Annotated in this window: 14 protein-coding genes and 1 tRNA gene; 5 read left to right on the forward strand and 10 right to left on the reverse strand. The window is 70.4% G+C overall.

The features are described 5' to 3' along the window. Positions 1-12: 12 nt before the first annotated feature. The 3 genes from ASD35_RS10280 to ASD35_RS10290 are packed head-to-tail and all read right to left on the reverse strand — an operon-like array spanning position 13 to position 3,142. Positions 13-906 (reverse strand): 4-(cytidine 5'-diphospho)-2-C-methyl-D-erythritol kinase, encoded by an 894-nt coding sequence (locus ASD35_RS10280; RefSeq protein WP_056874835.1) that lies wholly within the window; start codon positions 904-906, stop codon positions 13-15. Then, the gene (locus tag ASD35_RS10285) at positions 903-1,418 is read right to left on the reverse strand and encodes an outer membrane lipoprotein LolB (protein WP_082580073.1); all 516 of its coding nucleotides are present in this window, start codon (positions 1,416-1,418) and stop codon (positions 903-905) included. Before ASD35_RS10285 ends, ASD35_RS10280 begins: the two co-directional genes overlap by 4 nt. Next, positions 1,415-3,142, reverse strand: a complete 1,728-nt coding sequence (locus tag ASD35_RS10290; RefSeq protein ID WP_056874837.1) for a tetratricopeptide repeat protein — start codon at positions 3,140-3,142, stop codon at positions 1,415-1,417. The genes ASD35_RS10285 and ASD35_RS10290 overlap by 4 nt, the downstream gene beginning before the upstream one ends. A gap of 40 nt (positions 3,143-3,182) precedes the next feature. Between ASD35_RS10290 and mutM the strand changes: the two genes are divergently transcribed. From mutM to ASD35_RS10305, 3 genes are read left to right on the forward strand one after another with little or no spacing between them, the layout of a single operon-like run. After that, positions 3,183-4,001 carry a bifunctional DNA-formamidopyrimidine glycosylase/DNA-(apurinic or apyrimidinic site) lyase gene (gene mutM, locus ASD35_RS10295; RefSeq protein ID WP_056874838.1) on the forward strand — a complete coding sequence of 273 codons (819 nt, stop codon included), beginning with the start codon at positions 3,183-3,185 and terminating at the stop codon, positions 3,999-4,001. Beyond that, positions 3,986-5,005, forward strand: a complete 1,020-nt coding sequence (gene mutY / locus ASD35_RS10300) for an A/G-specific adenine glycosylase (protein WP_056874839.1) — start codon at positions 3,986-3,988, stop codon at positions 5,003-5,005. The genes mutM and mutY overlap by 16 nt, the downstream gene beginning before the upstream one ends. Further along, positions 5,006-5,320 carry a hypothetical protein gene (locus ASD35_RS10305; protein ID WP_056874840.1) on the forward strand — a complete coding sequence of 105 codons (315 nt, stop codon included), beginning with the start codon at positions 5,006-5,008 and terminating at the stop codon, positions 5,318-5,320. On the opposite strand, the gene ASD35_RS10310 is transcribed toward ASD35_RS10305, so the two are convergent. Genes ASD35_RS10310 through ASD35_RS10335 form a run of 6 tightly spaced genes read right to left on the reverse strand, consistent with a single transcriptional unit; the run spans position 5,317 to position 12,129 of the window. After that, positions 5,317-6,441, reverse strand: a complete 1,125-nt coding sequence (locus ASD35_RS10310; protein ID WP_082580074.1) for an FAD-dependent oxidoreductase — start codon at positions 6,439-6,441, stop codon at positions 5,317-5,319. The genes ASD35_RS10305 and ASD35_RS10310 overlap by 4 nt on opposite strands. 5 nt (positions 6,442-6,446) lie before the next feature. Continuing rightward, positions 6,447-8,186, reverse strand: coding sequence for a M56 family metallopeptidase (locus ASD35_RS27120; RefSeq protein WP_157275485.1), 1,740 nt, complete (start codon positions 8,184-8,186; stop codon positions 6,447-6,449). Then, positions 8,183-8,575 carry a BlaI/MecI/CopY family transcriptional regulator gene (locus tag ASD35_RS10320; RefSeq protein ID WP_056874988.1) on the reverse strand — a complete coding sequence of 131 codons (393 nt, stop codon included), beginning with the start codon at positions 8,573-8,575 and terminating at the stop codon, positions 8,183-8,185. The genes ASD35_RS27120 and ASD35_RS10320 overlap by 4 nt, the downstream gene beginning before the upstream one ends. A 47-nt stretch (positions 8,576-8,622) precedes the next feature. Further along, positions 8,623-9,546: an RNase adapter RapZ gene (gene rapZ / locus ASD35_RS10325; protein ID WP_056874842.1), complete on the reverse strand. Its 924-nt coding sequence runs from the start codon at positions 9,544-9,546 to the stop codon at positions 8,623-8,625. Continuing rightward, positions 9,543-11,252 carry a DNA repair protein RecN gene (recN, locus tag ASD35_RS10330; RefSeq protein ID WP_056874843.1) on the reverse strand — a complete coding sequence of 570 codons (1,710 nt, stop codon included), beginning with the start codon at positions 11,250-11,252 and terminating at the stop codon, positions 9,543-9,545. Before recN ends, rapZ begins: the two co-directional genes overlap by 4 nt. A gap of 10 nt (positions 11,253-11,262) precedes the next feature. Beyond that, positions 11,263-12,129 carry an NAD kinase gene (locus ASD35_RS10335; protein WP_056874844.1) on the reverse strand — a complete coding sequence of 289 codons (867 nt, stop codon included), beginning with the start codon at positions 12,127-12,129 and terminating at the stop codon, positions 11,263-11,265. A 67-nt stretch (positions 12,130-12,196) separates the two neighbouring features. Here ASD35_RS10335 and hrcA point away from each other — a divergent pair, with 67 nt between their 5' ends. After that, positions 12,197-13,204: a heat-inducible transcriptional repressor HrcA gene (hrcA, locus tag ASD35_RS10340; RefSeq protein ID WP_056874845.1), complete on the forward strand. Its 1,008-nt coding sequence runs from the start codon at positions 12,197-12,199 to the stop codon at positions 13,202-13,204. Positions 13,205-13,239: 35 nt separating this feature from the next. Next, positions 13,240-13,316, forward strand: a tRNA-Ile gene (locus ASD35_RS10345). Positions 13,317-13,540: 224 nt separating this feature from the next. Here the strand turns inward: ASD35_RS10345 and ASD35_RS10350 are convergent. After that, complete coding sequence (locus ASD35_RS10350) at positions 13,541-15,790, reverse strand: xanthine dehydrogenase family protein molybdopterin-binding subunit (protein ID WP_056874846.1); 2,250 nt, start codon at positions 15,788-15,790, stop codon at positions 13,541-13,543. Positions 15,791-15,792 lie beyond the last annotated feature (2 nt).

A 15,792-nucleotide genomic window follows, 5' to 3' on the forward strand; every position in this document is an offset into this window, starting at 1 on the left:
CTATAAACCTTGTCAGCCGGCCCAGCCCGCGAGCGGGTGAGAACCTAAGCTGCGGCAGATTCGACCGGTCCACCCTTCAGGCTGAGCCTGAAGCAATGTCGCCAGGGACTGGTCGTCCTTGCCATCTTTTCCATCCTCGGCGAGTACCGAGAACACCGCAGCGCCAGAGCCCGTCATCCGGGCGTTGCCGAATTGCTTCGACATCAGCGCCACCGCGTCTCGCACTTCACTGCTGATTTCTTCGGCGGCGGGCTGGAGGTCGTTTCGACCAAAGCCTGCAACCAGTCTTTCTGCAGTTCCTGCCAGGGCGGGAAAGCCCGCGACTATAGCCAGGTTTTCGGACCTTGCCAAGCTCGGGCTTGAAAAGATGTCCTTGGTCGCCAGTCCGGCCGGGCCCTTTAGCACCGCGAAGCGCTGTTCGGGCAGGGCCAGCGGATGCAGAACCTCGCCGATGCCTTCGACAAAGGCAGGGCCGCCGCCGAGGAAGAAGGGCACGTCGGCGCCGAGCTTCAGGCCGAGGGCCATCAGCCGCTCCAGCGGCAGGCGCAGGCCCCAGAGCCGGTTCAGCGCGAGCAGCGTCGTCGCCGCATCCGACGAGCCGCCGCCCATGCCGGCACCGGCGGGCAGGCGCTTCTCCAGGTGGATGTCGGCGCCCAGCGTACAGCCGGTATCGAGCTGCAGCAGCCGCGCGGCGCGCAGGCACAGGTCGTCCGCTGGCAGGTCGCCGCCCAGCACGTCGTGGCGCTGCAGCGCGCCGTCGCCGCGCACCTCCACATGCAGCGTGTCGGCCCAGTCGACGAGCACGAAGAGCGACTGCAGCAGGTGATAGCCGTCGGCGCGTTTGCCGACGATGTGCAGGAAGAGATTCAGCTTGGCCGGCGCGGCCAGGTCGTACAAGGCTTTCACGAGCCGTCGTCCAGCCGCGCGCGCAGCGTGACGACCGGGTCGGCCAGGCGGGTGGCGACGAGCGCCGGCAGCTTGGGCTCGATGCGCCAGCCGAGCTGCTCGAAACCGCCGGCCGTCTTCTGGTGCGGCGCGGCCGGCCAGGGGCGGGCCTGCAGCCAGTCGAACAGCGCGGCGACAGGCACGGCCTCGCCGAGCAGCTCGCGGGTCAGTGCGTCGAGGTCGTCGAACTGGCGCTCGTCCCCCGGCGTCTGCAGCATGACGCGGCCCGGCCGCCATTCGGCGCGGGCCACCAGGGCACCGAGCGGCGAGGTCAGCTCCAGCCGGCCAGCCTGCGGGCCGCCGAAGAGCTCGAAGCTGGCCGCGCCGCCGGTGCCGCGGTTGTGCACATTGCCGGCCACCGTCACGCTGATGCGGCCGCTGAGCCGCGCTTCCTGCACCGCGGCGGGCGGCGCCTTCTGCAACTGCGCGCAGCCGGCCAGCGCCAGCGCGAGCACCAGTGCCGCGGCCCTCAAGGCTTCACCTTCAGCCGGTCCAGCGTCTCGCGCAGCGCCTCGTTGGCCGGGTCGCGCTGGGCGGCATCGGCGAACACGCGGCGCGCTTCGTCCTGCGCGCCGCTGGCCCACAGCACTTCGCCCAGGTGGGCGGCGATCTCGGCATCCGGCCGGCCGGCCATCGCCTGGCGCAGCAGCTTGGTGGCCTCGGGCAGGTTGCCCAGGCGGAACTCGACCCAGCCCAGGCTGTCGACGATGAAGGGCTCGCCGGGCGCCAGCTTCAGCGCGCGCTCGATCAGTTCCTTGGCCTCGGGCAGGCGCTGGTTGCGATCGGCGAAGGAATAGCCCAGCGCGTTGTACGCATGGTGGTGGTCAGGCTTGAGCTCGATGACACGGCGCAGCTGCGCCTCCATCTCGTCGAAGCGGCCGAGCTTCTCGCTCATCATGGCCTGCTCGTAGATCAAGTCGGTGTCTTCCTTGAAGCGCTCCGTCCCGGCCTTCAGCACGCCGGCCGCCCCGGCGTAGTCGCGCTGCTCGCGCAACAGCTGGGCCTCGGCCAGCACGGCTGCGCGCGTGTCGGCATCACCAGCATCGGCCGCGGGGCGCAGCAGCTTGCGGCCCTCGGCGAGCTTGCCCTGGCGGGCCAGCAGGCTGGCGCGGCGGAACTTCACCTCGATGCCGCCGCCGTCGACCTTCTGCAGCGCCGCCTCGGCGGCCTTGAAATCGCCGCGTTGCTCGGCCGCCTGCGACAGCATCAGCCAGGCGCTCTGCCGGCCGTCGGCGCGGGCCTTGATCTCGTCGTCGGTGCCGGCAGCCGGCGTGTCCAGGCGCTTGAGGCTCTCCCTCAATGCGGCCTCGGCGGCAGGCAGGTGCTTGAGTTCCAGCTCGATGGCGCCCAGCGCCAGCCAGGCGGCAGGGTTGTCGGGCGTCGCCCCGGTCAGCACGCGGAACTCGCGCGCCGCATCGCCGGGCCGCTGGGCCTTGATGAGGGCGCGGCCATAGGCCTGGCGCAGCGCATGCTGGTCGGGCTTTTGCTGCAGGCGTTGGGTGATCAAGCTCTCGGCCTGGGGCTCGGCCGGCAGCAGGTCGACGGCGAGCTGCATCGCGTCGTCGCTGTCGGGCAGCAGCTGGTTGAGCTCGCGGGTCAGGGCCAGCGCGCGGGCGTTCTCGCCCGCGTTGATCGCGAACCGCGCTTCGGTGTAGAGCGCCGCGGGCTTGAGCGGGCCGGTCTGCGCCTGCAGCACGGGTGCCAGCGCCGCCAGCACGGCCTTGGGGTCGGGCGAGCGCTGGAAGAGGCGCGGCAGCGCCGCGATGAGACCCGGGCGCTGCACGTCGGGCGCCACCTTCAGCAGCGTGGCCAGCGGCTGCGGCACCTCGGCCGGCTTGTTCAGCAGGGCCAGCAGCTGCACGGTGGTCTGATACGCGTCCACCGAGGTCGGGATGGTGTCGGCCCAGCTGCGCGCGGCCAGCAGCGCCTGATCGCCGGCGCGAGCCTGAAGCGCGATGTTGACGACGCGCTTGAACAACTCCTCGTCGCCGGTGCGGCGCGCGGCGTCCAGCAGCACCTGGAAGGCCACGCCGGCCTGGCCGCTGTTCAGCTCGAGCTCGCCGATCAGCAGTTGGTAGAACAGCGGGGCGTCCATCGCCGAGTTCGTGAACGGCGTGGAGGGGGCCTCCTGGGCATGGGCTTGCAGCCCGAGAAGCAGGGCGGCGGCGCAGGCGATGCGGCGGACGGGGAACGGCATTCAGACTCCGAAAGCAGGCGCTGATTATGATTTCCGTCCCATGCCCGAGTTACCCGAGGTCGAAGTCACACGCCGCAGCTTCGCGGACGCCATCCACGGGGCCCGGGTGACCGGCCTGCGCCTGGGAAAACCGCTGCGCTGGCCCATCGGCGTGGACCCCGAAACGCTGCTCGGCAGCCGCGTCGGCAGCGTGCAAAGACGGGGTAAATATTTGTGGCTTCCGCTCGATGGGAGCGGCGGGCTGCTGATGCACTTGGGCATGTCGGGGTCGCTCGCCTTCCTCGACACGGCGCCTGCCCCCGGCGCACACGACCATTTCGACCTGCACACCGATCGCGGCCTGCTGCGGCTGACCGACCCGCGCCGCTTCGGCGCCGTCGTCTGGGCCGCGGGGCTGCAGGCCGAGCCGGTGGCGACGCTGCTCGGCGGCCTGGGCCTGGAGCCCTTCGACGACCGCTTCGACGGGCTGCACCTGCATGCCGCCTTGGGCGGCCGGCGCGTGGCCATCAAGCAGGCGCTGCTCGCGGGCGACATCGTCGTGGGCGCCGGCAACATCTACGCCTGCGAGGCGCTCTTCATGGCCGGCATCGACCCGCGCCTGCCCGCGGGCAAGCTCAGCCGCCCGCGCGCCGACAAGCTGGCCGCGGCCGTGCGCACCGTGCTGGGCCAGGCGCTGGAGGCGGGCGGCACGACGCTGCGCGACTTCCGCGACGCGCATGGCGTGGCGGGCAGCTTCCAGATGCAGGCGCAGGTCTATGGCCGCGAGGGCCAGGCCTGCCGGCGTTGCGGCACGGCCATCAAGCGCATCGTGCAGGGGCAGCGCTCCACCTTCTTCTGCCCGGCATGCCAGAAGCGTTGATCTCGGACTTCGGCAAGACCGTCGTCGCCTGGCAGCGCCGCCACGGCCGCCACACGCTGCCGTGGCAGAACACGCGCGACCCCTACCGCGTCTGGCTGTCGGAAATCATGCTGCAGCAGACCCAGGTCGTGACGGTGCTGGGCTACTACGAGCGCTTCCTGGCGCGCTGGCCGCGCGTCACCGACCTGGCCGCGGCCACGCTGGACGAGGTGCTGGCGATGTGGGCGGGCCTGGGCTACTACAGCCGCGCGCGCAACCTGCATGGCTGCGCCAAGGCGGTGGCCGAGCTGCATGGCGGCGAGTTCCCGCGCAGCGCGGCCGGCCTGCAGACGCTGCCGGGCATTGGCCGCTCCACGGCCGCGGCGGTGGCGGCCTTCTGCTTCGGCGAGCGCGTCGCCATCCTGGACGGCAACGTCAAGCGCGTGCTGTCGCGCGTGCTCGCCTTCGACGGCGACCTGTCCAGCAGTGCCGCGGAGAAGACGCTGTGGAACCACGCGACCGAGCTCCTGCCCGCGCAGGACGTCGACCGCTACACCCAAGGCCTGATGGACCTGGGCGCGACCGTCTGCACCGCGCGGTCGCCCAACTGCCTGATCTGCCCGGTGCAGCCGCTGTGCCGCGGCCGGCAGGAGGGGGAGCCGACGCGCTTCCCCGTCAAGACGCGCAAGCTCAAGCGCGGCCGGCGCGAGAACTGGTGGCTCTGGATCCAGGACGCCGGGGGCCAGGTCTTGCTGCAGCAGCGTCCCGGCACCGGGGTCTGGGCGGGGCTGTGGACCCTGCCGATGTTCGACGACGAGGCCAGCGCCCGCGCCGCGGTCGCTGGCGCGAGCCCCGAGACGCTGCCGCGCATCGAGCATGCGCTGACGCATTTCGACTGGGTGCTGCACACGCTGCGCGCCGACGCGCCCGCGGCGACGGCTCCGACGGGCACCTGGGTCGCCCGGGAGAAACTCGCGCATTACGCGCTGCCCGCGCCGCTGAAGAAACTGATCGAGGAGAGCTGAATGAAAGCCGAAGTGAAGAGCGGCGTCGAGTATTCGCTGATCACGCTGCTGGTCGCGGGGCTGTGCCTGTGGCAGCTCATCAGCGGCGCCAACGAGGACGACCCCTCGCCGGCCAAGATGACGCTGATGGGCCTGGGGCTGATGATCGCCGGCGCCATGCATTGCGTGTTCATGATGCAGCTGGTGCGGCGCACCGGGCGCGCCTTCGCGCCGTGGTTCATCGCCATCGTCATCTTCATGCCGATCGGCACGGCCGTGCTGCTGGCCCTGTTGCTGGGCGAGTCCGAAACGCCGGACGGACCGGCCTCGCCTTAGAACAGCGTCGCCAGCCGCCGCACGGCGTCCTCTGACTGGGCGCGGTCGGGCCGCAGGTCGTCGCTGCCGAAGTCGTGTTCGCCCATGGCGGCGATGAGCAGGCCGTCGCGGCGCGGCAGCGCGACGACGTTCTGGCCGCGGTAGATCAGCGCGTAGTCCACCTCGGGCTGCGGGATCAGGCGCGCCGTCTGGCCCCGCACCGGCGTCATGCCGGTGTCGCCCAGCAGTGCGCGCGCGCCGTCGCCGGTGCAGTTGACGACGAGGCGCTCCGGCAGGCGGGCGAAGTCGCGCGGCTGGCGAAACTCGCGCTGCACCAGCTCGCCGCCATCGCGCGCGAAGTCGTCCAGCAGCAGGCGCTGGTAGGCCGGGATGTTGAACACCAGCTGCGTGAAGCGGCGTGCCTGGCCGGCGCGGAAAGGGTGCTCGCCCGCCTCCAGCGCCTTGCCGAGCGGGCGCAGGTCGGCGATGCGCGGATGGAGGTCGGGATAGTCCGGTTCGCCGACATGGCCGGGCAGCGCCGTGTCGAAACCCTCGTTGGACACGACATAGCCGTCATGCCATTCGACCGGCCCGGACGGCAGGCCGAGGTAGCCCTGATGCACCTTGAAGGACGCCCGCGCCATCGCCTCCCAGCCGGCTGTCCAGGCCTCGCCGGCGTGCTCGCTGGCGACGATGCGCGAGTCCGGCGTCCACAGGCCGGTGGCTGCGGACGAGTGCACGCGCGGCGGGCGGTCCTTGGCATACAGGCGCACCTTGAAGCCGGCCTGCTGGGCCGTGCGCGCGGTCGTCAGGCCGATGGCGCCGCAGCCGATGACGGCAATGCGCTCGCCAGGCTTGGCGGCGGCCTGCACCAGCGCGAGCGCCCGCTGCGCCGAGCCCCACGACAGCGACCACCCGCTGCCGCCATGGCCATAGTGGTGGACGAGCGTCTTGCCGAAGCGGCGCTCGGCCTCGATGCGCGGCCCCTGGGCCCGGAAAGGGCGGATGCCGACGGCGATGTCGATGATGCGGTCGGGGCTGACCCGCATCGCGGCGGGTGCGCGTGGTGGTGCGAAGTCCAGCGCGGCGGCAGGCAGGGCGAGGGCGGCTCCGCCCGCCGCGAGCAGGTGGCGTCTTTGCATGGTGGTCAGTCGATGCGTCGGGCCAGCGACTTGCGGATCAGCGCGGCGTCGCGCAGGCGGTTGGCCGAGCCGTCGGCGTCCAGCAGCACCACGGTGACCGGGCGCTTGCCGTTCATGATGCGCATCGCCAGGCAGCGGCCGGCCTCCTCGGTGTAGCCGGTCTTGGAGACGCGGATGTTCCAGCCCTTGGCGCCCACCAGGCGGTTGGTGTTGCGGATCTCGCGCTGCCGGCCGTCCACCGGCACCTTGGCCTTCTTGACGCTGGTGATGCGCTCGATCTCGCCGTAGCGCGCCGCGGCCGCGGTGATGGCGGCCATCTCGGTGGCGGTCGAGGTGTTGGACGGTGACAGGCCCGTCGGCTCGGCGATGGACGTGCGGCTCAGGCCCAGCGCGCGGATCTTGGCGTTCACGGCCTTCACGAAGCCCGCCTCGCCCCCGGGGAAGGTGCGCGCCAGCGCCGCGGCGGCGCGGTTCTCCGACGCCATCAACGCCATCTCCAGCGCCGCCTGGCGCGACATCTGCGTGCCCACGCGCACGCGGGAGCGGCTGTGCTTGAGCGTGTCGACGTCGTCGTCGGTGATGCGCAGCTTCTCGTTCGGGTCCAGCTTGGCGTCCAGCACGACCATGGCGGTCAGCAGCTTGGTCAGCGAGGCGATGGGCACGACCGCATCGGCGTTGCGCGCCATCAGCACCTTGCCGGTGGCGTCGTCGATGACGACGACGTGCTTGGCATTGACCGGCAGGCGCAGCTGCTGGGCCGGCGACGCATCGGCCGGCGTCGCTCCGGTGGCCGTGGCCGTGACGGCGGTGGGCTCGGGTGCGTCGGGCTTGTCGCGGCCCTTGGCCTGCACGACGAAGCTGGTCGCTGCGATCAGCAGGGCCGGCAGGGCCAGCTTCCAGCCGGTGGCCTGCGGCTTGGGCGCCAGCAGGCGCTCGATGCGGCGCAGCAGGTCGCCGCCGCCGGCAGCCAGCGCGACGGCCGGCGCCGCATGCGGCTGCAACTCGCTGAGCGCATGCAGGGCCAGCGCCAGGCGGCGTGAATCGCCCAGCAGCGCCGCCGAGATCTCGTCGGCCACCAGCTCCCGCTCGGCGCGCATGCGGGCCGACAGCCACCAGACGACCGGATGGAAGAAGAACAGTGCCTCCACCGCGCTCTGCAGCAGGTTGGCGAGGTAGTCCCAGCGCCGCACATGGGCCAGCTCGTGCGCCAGCAGCGCTTCGAGCAGGTCCACCGGCAGGCGGCTCAGCAGCGCGGCGGGCAACAGCACGCAGGGCCTGAGCATGCCGACGGTGATGGGGCCGGCCAGTTCGGGCAGCAGGCGCAGGCCGACCGCGCGACGCAGGCCCAGGCCGCGCGCCAGCCCGTCCAATCGCGCCTGCCACTGCGCCGGCGCCGGCGTGCTGCGCCGCCGCGCACGGTGCACCCAGGCCAGGCCGAGTGCCAGCCGCGCCAGCATCAGCCCGGTGCCCAGGGCCCAGGCGGTGACCAGGGCTGGCAGCTGTTCGAGGACCGCCGGCAGCTCGCCGGTGAACTCGACATCCGCCGGCGCGAGGTCCAGGCACTGCGCCAGCGGCAAGCCCAGGCACAGCCCCAGGCTGGCCGCGCAGACGGCATAGCGCCAGCGCGCCGAGGCGCCGCGCAGCAGGCCCAGCAGCAGTGCCGCGCCAGCGCCGATGACGGCGCCCTGCCAGACGAAATTCAACAGCGCCCAGCCCCAGGCGTTCATCGCAAATTCAAGGCTCATGCCCCATCTCCGTTCTTGGTCAGCAGCTGGCGGATTTCCGCGCGCTCTTTCGCGCTGACATGGTTTTTCAGGGCCGCCAGCACCAGGGCCTTGCCCGAGCCGGCGAAGGCCTTGGCGATGAAGTCCTTGACGAGGGACTGCTGCAGCTTGTCCTGCGCATGCACCGGCGCATACAGATGCGGGCGCAGGCTTTCGTCGCGGCTCAGCAGGCCCTTGCCGTGCATGACCTGCAGCTGCCGCAGCACGGTCGCATAGGTCGCGTCGGGTCGGTCGGGCAGGAGGGCCTCGTGCACGGTCTTGGCGTCGGCGGGGCCCAGGCGCCACAGCACCTGCAGCAGGTCCAGCTCGGCGGCCGTCGGGCGCGCAGTGGCGGTGGTTCGGGCGTTCATGCTTCGCAGCATAAACGTTCTAGAACACATGGTCTAGAATTTTTATTCTATCGAGCGTCCAGCTCGCGGTGCCGCTTCAGCACGTGGCCGTGATGGCTGAACTGGCGCGCCAGCATCTCGACGAGATAGACCGAGCGATGCTGGCCGCCGGTGCAGCCGATGGCGACGGTGAGGTAGCTGCGCTGGTCGGCGGCGAAGTTGGGCAGCCAGCGCGACAGGAAGCCCGCGATCTGGCCCATCATCAGGCCGACCTCCGGCTGCGCCGCCAGATAGGCGGCCACCGGCGCATCGCGGCCGGTCAGCGGCCGCAGCTCGCGGTCGTAGTAGGGGTTGGGCAGCACGCGCACATCGAAGACGAAATCCGCGTCGCTGGGCACGCCATGCTTGAAGGCAAAGCTCTCGAACACCAGCGTCAGCTTGCTGCCGGCGTTCGGACCGACCAGGTCGCCCAGCCAGGCGCGCAACTGGGCGGGGCGCAGCTGGCTGGTGTCGATGACGGTGGACTCGGCCTTGAGGCCGCCCAGCAGCTCGCGCTCCAGCTGGATGGCGTCGAGCAGCAGGCGGTGGCTGTCCTCGCTGCCGTCCTGGGCGCGGTCGCCTCGCAGCGGGTGAGGGCGGCGCGTCTCGGAGAAGCGCCGCATCAGCGCTTCGTCGCTGGCATCCAGGAAGACCGAACGCACCGACACGCCGCGGGCGCGCAAGTCCTTCAGCAGCGGCAGCATCAGCGGCAGCGAGCCGGCCGAGCGCACGTCCACCGCGATCGCGACGCGGCGTTCGCCGCGCTGCTGCTCGAGCTGCAGGAAGTCCAGCAGCAGCTCGGCCGGCAGGTTGTCGACGCAGAAGTAGCCGGCGTCCTCCAGCGCATGCATGGCGACGGACTTGCCGCCGCCGGACATGCCGGTCAGCAGCACCACGTCGCCTTGCAGCTCGGGTTCCGCGCCCATGGGCGCAGCTTCCGCTTCGCGGGTCATGACTTGGCCTTCTTCGCCTTGGGCGGGCTGGTCGATGCGGCGAGCATCTCCTCGGCATGGGCGAGGCTCGTGGACGACAGCCGCTCGCCGCCCAGCATGCGGGCGATCTCGGCGACGCGGGCCTCGCCGGACACCGGCGACACGCGGCTGGCCGTCGCACCGTCCTGCAGGCTCTTGGCGACGACGAGATGGTGGTCGGCGCAGGCGGCCACCTGCGGCAGGTGGGTGACGGCCAGCACCTGGCGCCGTCCGTCCGCCGCATGGCCCAGCTGCTTCATCAGCCGGCCCACGGTCTCGGCCACGGCGCCGCCGATGCCGACGTCGATCTCGTCGAAGATCAGCGTGCCCGGCGCCTGCCCGTTGCCGTTGGCGTTGGCGGCCTGGCTGGCGGTCACGGCGATGGCCAGCGCGATGCGCGACAGCTCGCCGCCCGAGGCCACCTTGGCCAGCGGCCGCGGCGTGCTGCCGGCGTGGCCGGCGACGAGGAACTCTGCCGACTCTGCGCCATAGCTCTGCGGGCCGTCGGTGGGCTGCAGCGCGATGTCGAACTGGCCGCCGGCCATGCCCAGGTGCTGCATCGCGGCAGTGACGGCGGCCGCGAGCTGCGGGGCGGCCTTCTTGCGCGCGCGGCTGGCGGCCTGGGCTTCGGTGTCGAAGGCCTTGCGTGCGGCGGCCAGCGCGGCCTCTAGCTGCGCCGGGTCGCTGGCGGCGTCCAACGCGGCCAGTTCGGCGCGCCACTGCGCCAGCAGCGCCGGCAGCTCGTGCGGCTGGCGGCGGTAGCGGCGCGCCAGCGTCATCCAGGCCGACACGCGTTCGTCCAGCTCGGCCAGGCGGTCGGGGTCGAGGTCGGTCTTGTGCAGGTAGGTCGCCAGCGTGTGGCTGGCGTCCTGCAGCTGGGCCTGCACGTCGCGCAGCGCCTGCACGGCGGGCAGCAGGCGGGCGTCGTGGTCCAGCACGCGCTCCAGCTGGTCCAGCGCGCCCCCGGCCAGCGACTGCGCGCTGGGCTCAGCCTCGTCCAGTGCGTCCAGCGCCGACTTGGCCGCGTCGATCAGCGACTGGCCGTGCGACAGCCGTCCGTGCTCGGCGTTCAGCTCCTCCCACTCCCCCTCGGCGGGTGCCAGGCCATCCAGCTCGCCGATCTGCCAGGCCAGGCGCTCGCGTTCGCGCAGCGCCTCGGCTTGCAGGCCCTGCGCCTTCTGCAGCGCCTCGGCCGCCTGCTTCCAGGCGGCATGGGCGCGGGCCAGCGGCGCGGTGTCCAGGCCGGCGAAGCCGTCCAGCAGCTCGCGCACGGCCGCCGGCCGGGTCAGGCCTTGCCAGGCATGCTGGCCGTGGATGTCGAGCAGGTGGTCGGCCAGCTCGCGCAGCTGCGTCAGCGTGGCCGCGCCGCCGTTGATCCATGCGCGGCTCTTGCCCGCGGCGTCGATGACGCGGCGCAGCAGCAGCGCGTCGTCCGCGTCGAAGCCGGCTTCGTCTAGCCACGGGCGCAGGTGCGCGGGCGTGTCGAACTCGGCGGTGATCTCGGCCTTGGCGGCGCCCTCGCGCACCACGCCGGCGTCGCCCCGGCCGCCCAGGGCCAGTTGCAGCGCGTCGATCAGGATGGACTTGCCCGCGCCGGTCTCGCCGGTCAACACGGCAAAGCCGGGCTCGAAGGCGAGCTCCAGCGTGGGGACGATGACGAAATCCTTGAGGCTCAGGTGCCGCAGCATGGGTCAGGCTCTAGACGTACCAACGCAGTTTGCGACGCAGCGTCGCGTAATAGCTCCAGCCCTTGGGGTGCAGGAAGCGCACCTGGTGCTGGCTGCGCCGCACGGTGATGGTGTCGCCGTGCAGCAGGCTGGCGAGGCTCTGCATGTCGAAGTTCACCGAGGCATCCCGCCCCGCGACGATCTCCATGCGCACCTCGCCCAGGTCGGGCAGCACGATGGGCCGGTTGGACAGCGTGTGCGGTGCGATCGGCACCATCAGCCAGCCGGCAATGCTGGGGTGCAGGATGGGCCCACCGGCAGAGAGTGCGTAAGCCGTGGAGCCCGTCGGCGAAGCCACGATGAGGCCGTCGGCCCGCATGTTGGCGACGAACTGCTCGCCGACCTCGATCTTCAGCTCCACCATGCCCGACGTCGCGCCGCGGCTCACGACCACGTCGTTCAGCGCCAGGCCGGAGAAGATGGGCTCGCCGTCGCGCCAGACTGCGCCCTCCAGCATCGCCCGCGGCTCCACCTCGTAGTCGCCCGCCAGCACCGGCGCCAGCGACTCGCGCCAGCGCTCGATCGGGATGTCGGTGATGAAGCCCAGCCGGCCCTGGTTGATGCCGACCAGCGGGATGCCGTGGCGGGCCATGTCGCGCGCGAAACCCAGCATCGTGCCGTCGCCGCCGATCACCACCGCCAGGTCGCACTGCCGGCCCAGTTCGTCGTTGGGCAGCGCCTCGTAGCCGGTCAAGCCGGTGTTCAGCGCGGTGTCCGCTTCGAGCGAGACGTCCAGCCCATGGCTGCACAAAAATTGGGCAATCTCCTCCAGCACCGGGCCGATGCCAGGCGCCTGATGCTTGCCCACGATGGCGACATGTCTGAAGCGCTCGGCCATGCGGCAAATTACACCACATGGGTATCGCCTCTCCGCCCGGGAAAAGGGGTGTCCATAGAATGCGGACATGCTCGACGAGCGCTCCAAATCCCTGTTGAAGACCCTGGTCGAACGCTACATCGCGGACGGGCAGCCGGTCGGCTCGCGCACGCTGTCCAAAGCCTCGGGCCTGGAACTCAGCCCCGCGACCATACGCAACGTGATGGCCGACCTCGAAGACCTGGGCCTCATCGCCAGCCCGCACACCAGCGCCGGCCGCGTGCCGACCGCGCGCGGCTACCGCCTCTTCGTCGACACCATGTTGACGGCCCAACCCGGCCTCATCGGCGTCGAGACGGCCCAGCTGCAGCCCGACCAGCCGCAGCGCGTCATCGCCAGCGCGGCGCAGATGCTGTCCAACCTGTCCAGCTTCGTCGGCGTCGTCACGGCGCCCAAGAAGCCCAGCGTCTTCCATCACATCGAGTTCCTGCGCCTGGGCGAGCGCCGCGTGCTCGTCATCCTGGTCTCGCCCGACGGCGACGTGCAGAACCGCGTCATCTTCACCGCGCAAGACCTGAGCCAGGGCGAACTCGCCGAGGCCAGCAACCGGCTGAACGCCGGCTACGCCGGCCTGACGCTGGAGGCCGTGCGCGAGCGCCTGCGCCACGAGGTCGATGAACTGCGCGGCGAGATCGCCGGGCTGATGAGCGCGGCCGTGCAGGTCGGTTCCGAGGCCATGGCGCAGCAGGAAGAGCGCGTCGTCGTCTCCGGCGAGCGCAACCTGCTGACCGTGCAGGACTTCAGCCATGACATGGGCAGCTTGCGCCGCCTGTTCGACCTCTTCGAGCAGAAGACGCAGCTGATGCGGCTGCTCGACACGTCCAGCCGCGCCGAGGGCGTGCGCATCTACATCGGCGGCGAAAGCCAGGTCGTGCCGTACGAGGAGCTGTCCATCGTCAGCGCGCCCTACGAGGTCGACGGCCAGGTCGTCGGCACGCTGGGCGTCATCGGCCCGACGCGCATGGCCTACGACCGCATGATCCAGATCGTCGACATCACGTCGCGGATGGTCGGGCAGGCGCTGTCTCAGCGTTGAGCCAACGCTGACTAGAATCCGCGCCTCCTCCCCGGGGGCCGTTAGCTCAGTTGGTCAGAGCAGAGGACTCATAATCCTTTGGTCATTGGTTCAAGTCCAATACGGCCTACCAAAATGCTTAGAAAACAATAAGTTGCCTGCGATGGTGGCACCGCCAGCTTGATGCTGGCGCTTGCGTGCCGCGCCTTGTATGAAATGCCCCGCTACCGCCAGGAGCGATACGTGTGTACTGCGGGCTGGCGGCATGGCGCTTCTGCGCGGGGCTTGATGCGACTGACGAATGGCATCATCGTCCGGGAAAGTCACGGCGAGGCGGTATCACTCCGCCTGCCATGCTCAAACGAACTCGACGTGCTTGCGCAGCGGCAACTCGCGGATGCGTTGCCCCGTCGCCGCAAAGATGGCATTGGCCAGAGCGGGAGCCGCAGGCGGCACGCCAGGCTCACCAATGCCTTTGATGCGCCCGGTCGTCTGCAGCGCCTTGGTCAAGATCTGCGGCGTCTGATAGAGGCGCGGGCTTTGATAGGCGTCAAAGTTGGTCTGCTGCGGCGCGCCGTCGGCGTACGTGAGCTCACCCGTCATGGCATGGCCCAAGCCCCAGATCACCCCGCCCGTCAGTTGCGCTTCGAGGTTCACAGGGTCAAGCACCTGACCAACTTCGGCAACCACGAAGACTTTGTCAATACGGATACCCTTGGCCGTGGCCGTGACCTCCACCACCTCGGCCACGGGTACGCCGAAGGACAGCGTGAAGGCGAGTCCGCGCCCACGTCCCTTGGGCAGTGGCGTGCCCCAGCCAGCCATCTCTCCCACAGCCTGAAGTACACGCTTGGACGGTTCGTGTGAGCACAGACGCAGGCGCTCCGCCAGCGGGTCGGCGCCGGCTTCGAGGATCAACTCGTCCAGGAAGCACTCGTGCAAAAAGCCGTTGCCCGACGCCCCCACCGATCGCCATGAACTGACCTGCACCATCTCGGGCACACGGTAGCCGGTGACCCGGTAGTGTGGGATGGCAAAGGGCTGGTCCCAAGCGCCGGCCACGATGGCCATGTCGGGGCCTGGCGTCGGCAGGTTCTGCCGCCCCAGTTGCGATGTGTTGACCGACTGCGCGGCGATGCTCAGATCGTAGGCCTGCACCTGACCTTTCGCCGCGATGCCACGTGCGCGGGCAATGGCCAGCGGGCGAGGGAAATCGTGGGTCATGTCCTCCTCACGGCTCCAGGTCATCTTGATCGGTACGCCCGGGTGCGCCTTGGCGAGTTCCACTGCCTGGCGCACGTAGTCCTCTTCCAGCCGGCGACCGAAGCTGCCGCCCATGATCTGAACGTGAAGGTGGATGTTCTCTTCGGCGAGTCCGCTCACGGCCGCCGCGCCCGCCACAACGAAGCGGGGAATCTGCGTGCCGGTCCAGATGTCCAGTCGCCCGTCCTTGAGCAGCACGACGGCATTCATCGGCTCCAGCGGCGCATGGGCCAGGTAGGGCACGCGGTACTCAGCCTGAAGCACCTGGTTTGCCTGCGCAGCTTTGAGGACGGACTCGACATCGCCTTCGTCCTTCTGCCGGCTGTCGCGGCGTTCAGCGGTGAACGAATCCGCCGCCTGCTGGAACATGGCGTCCGTCGTCAAAGGGTACGGTGCAGCGCCCCACTGGATCTCAAGCAGGTTCGCGGCCTGGAAGGCGCGCCAGGTGTTGTCGGCGATCACGCCCACACCCTCGGTGATCGGCACGACCTTCAGCACACCCTTAGCGGCTTCTGCCTTCCTGGCATCAAAGCCCTTGACGCCGCCGCCCCGGCGCGGGTTTGTGCGCACGGTGGCGTACACCATGCCCGGCATGCGCAGATCGATACCGTACATCGCCGTGCCGGTGGACTTGGCCGGGATGTCGAGTCGTTGCATCGGCTTGCCGAGCAGCTTCCATTGACTGGCGGGCTTGAGGCTCACGTCCGTTGGCGGGGTGAGCTTGCCCGCAGTGGCAGCCAGCGCGGTATAGGGCAGGCGCTTGCCGTCCGGCGTGATGACATGACCGTCGGCGGTCTTCAGATCCACGACCGGCACGCCGGTCTGCTGCGCCGCCGCGGCCAGCAGCATCTGCCGTGCGACCGCGCCCGCCACACGCAATCGGTCGAACGCGTCGGGCACGGTGGACGAGCCCCCGGTGACCTGGATGCCGAGCAACTTGCCCATGGGTCCCGCCGCGCTGCGGCCGCTGCGCGCCATGAAGGTGTCGCTCGTGGCCGCGATGGGAAAGGCCTCGGCCATCACGGTGCCGTTGTAATACGCCGCACTCGGCGGTCCGGGCTCGACTTCGAACTGCCCCCAGGCCACGTCCAGTTCCTCGGCGATCAGCGCTGCCTGCACCGAGTACGCTCCCTGGCCCAGATCGGCACGCGGGGTGATGAGGGTAATGCCGCGTGCATCGATGCGGACATACGGGTTGAGCGTGGCGGCGCCGTCGGGCAGGTCCTTGAGCAACGGGTTGACAGGCTCACGCTTGTAGAGATACGTGCCGACCGCCATGCCGGCGGCCACCGCCCCCGCGCCGATCAGGAAAGTGCGCCGGGCAATGCGTGCAATGTTGGCCATGG

This window comes from Pelomonas sp. Root1444 (assembly GCF_001426885.1).
Lineage (GTDB): Bacteria > Pseudomonadota > Gammaproteobacteria > Burkholderiales > Burkholderiaceae_C > Pelomonas.

Excerpts from the sequence above, each read along its gene's own strand:
- ASD35_RS10310 (WP_082580074.1), bottom strand. The coding sequence starts at position 6,441 with ATGCAAAGACGCCACCTGCTCGCGGCGGGCGGAGCCGCCCTCGCCCTG.
- ASD35_RS10320 (WP_056874988.1), bottom strand. The coding sequence starts at position 8,575 with ATGAACGCCCGAACCACCGCCACTGCGCGCCCGACGGCCGCCGAGCTG.
- mutY (WP_056874839.1), top strand. The coding sequence starts at position 3,986 with ATGCCAGAAGCGTTGATCTCGGACTTCGGCAAGACCGTCGTCGCCTGG.
- ASD35_RS27120 (WP_157275485.1), bottom strand. The coding sequence starts at position 8,186 with ATGAGCCTTGAATTTGCGATGAACGCCTGGGGCTGGGCGCTGTTGAAT.
- mutM (WP_056874838.1), top strand. The coding sequence starts at position 3,183 with ATGCCCGAGTTACCCGAGGTCGAAGTCACACGCCGCAGCTTCGCGGAC.
- recN (WP_056874843.1), bottom strand. The coding sequence starts at position 11,252 with ATGCTGCGGCACCTGAGCCTCAAGGATTTCGTCATCGTCCCCACGCTG.
- hrcA (WP_056874845.1), top strand. The coding sequence starts at position 12,197 with ATGCTCGACGAGCGCTCCAAATCCCTGTTGAAGACCCTGGTCGAACGC.
- rapZ (WP_056874842.1), bottom strand. The coding sequence starts at position 9,546 with ATGACCCGCGAAGCGGAAGCTGCGCCCATGGGCGCGGAACCCGAGCTG.
- ASD35_RS10305 (WP_056874840.1), top strand. The coding sequence starts at position 5,006 with ATGAAAGCCGAAGTGAAGAGCGGCGTCGAGTATTCGCTGATCACGCTG.
- ASD35_RS10335 (WP_056874844.1), bottom strand. The coding sequence starts at position 12,129 with ATGGCCGAGCGCTTCAGACATGTCGCCATCGTGGGCAAGCATCAGGCG.
- ASD35_RS10290 (WP_056874837.1), bottom strand. The coding sequence starts at position 3,142 with ATGCCGTTCCCCGTCCGCCGCATCGCCTGCGCCGCCGCCCTGCTTCTC.
- ASD35_RS10350 (WP_056874846.1), bottom strand. The coding sequence starts at position 15,790 with ATGGCCAACATTGCACGCATTGCCCGGCGCACTTTCCTGATCGGCGCG.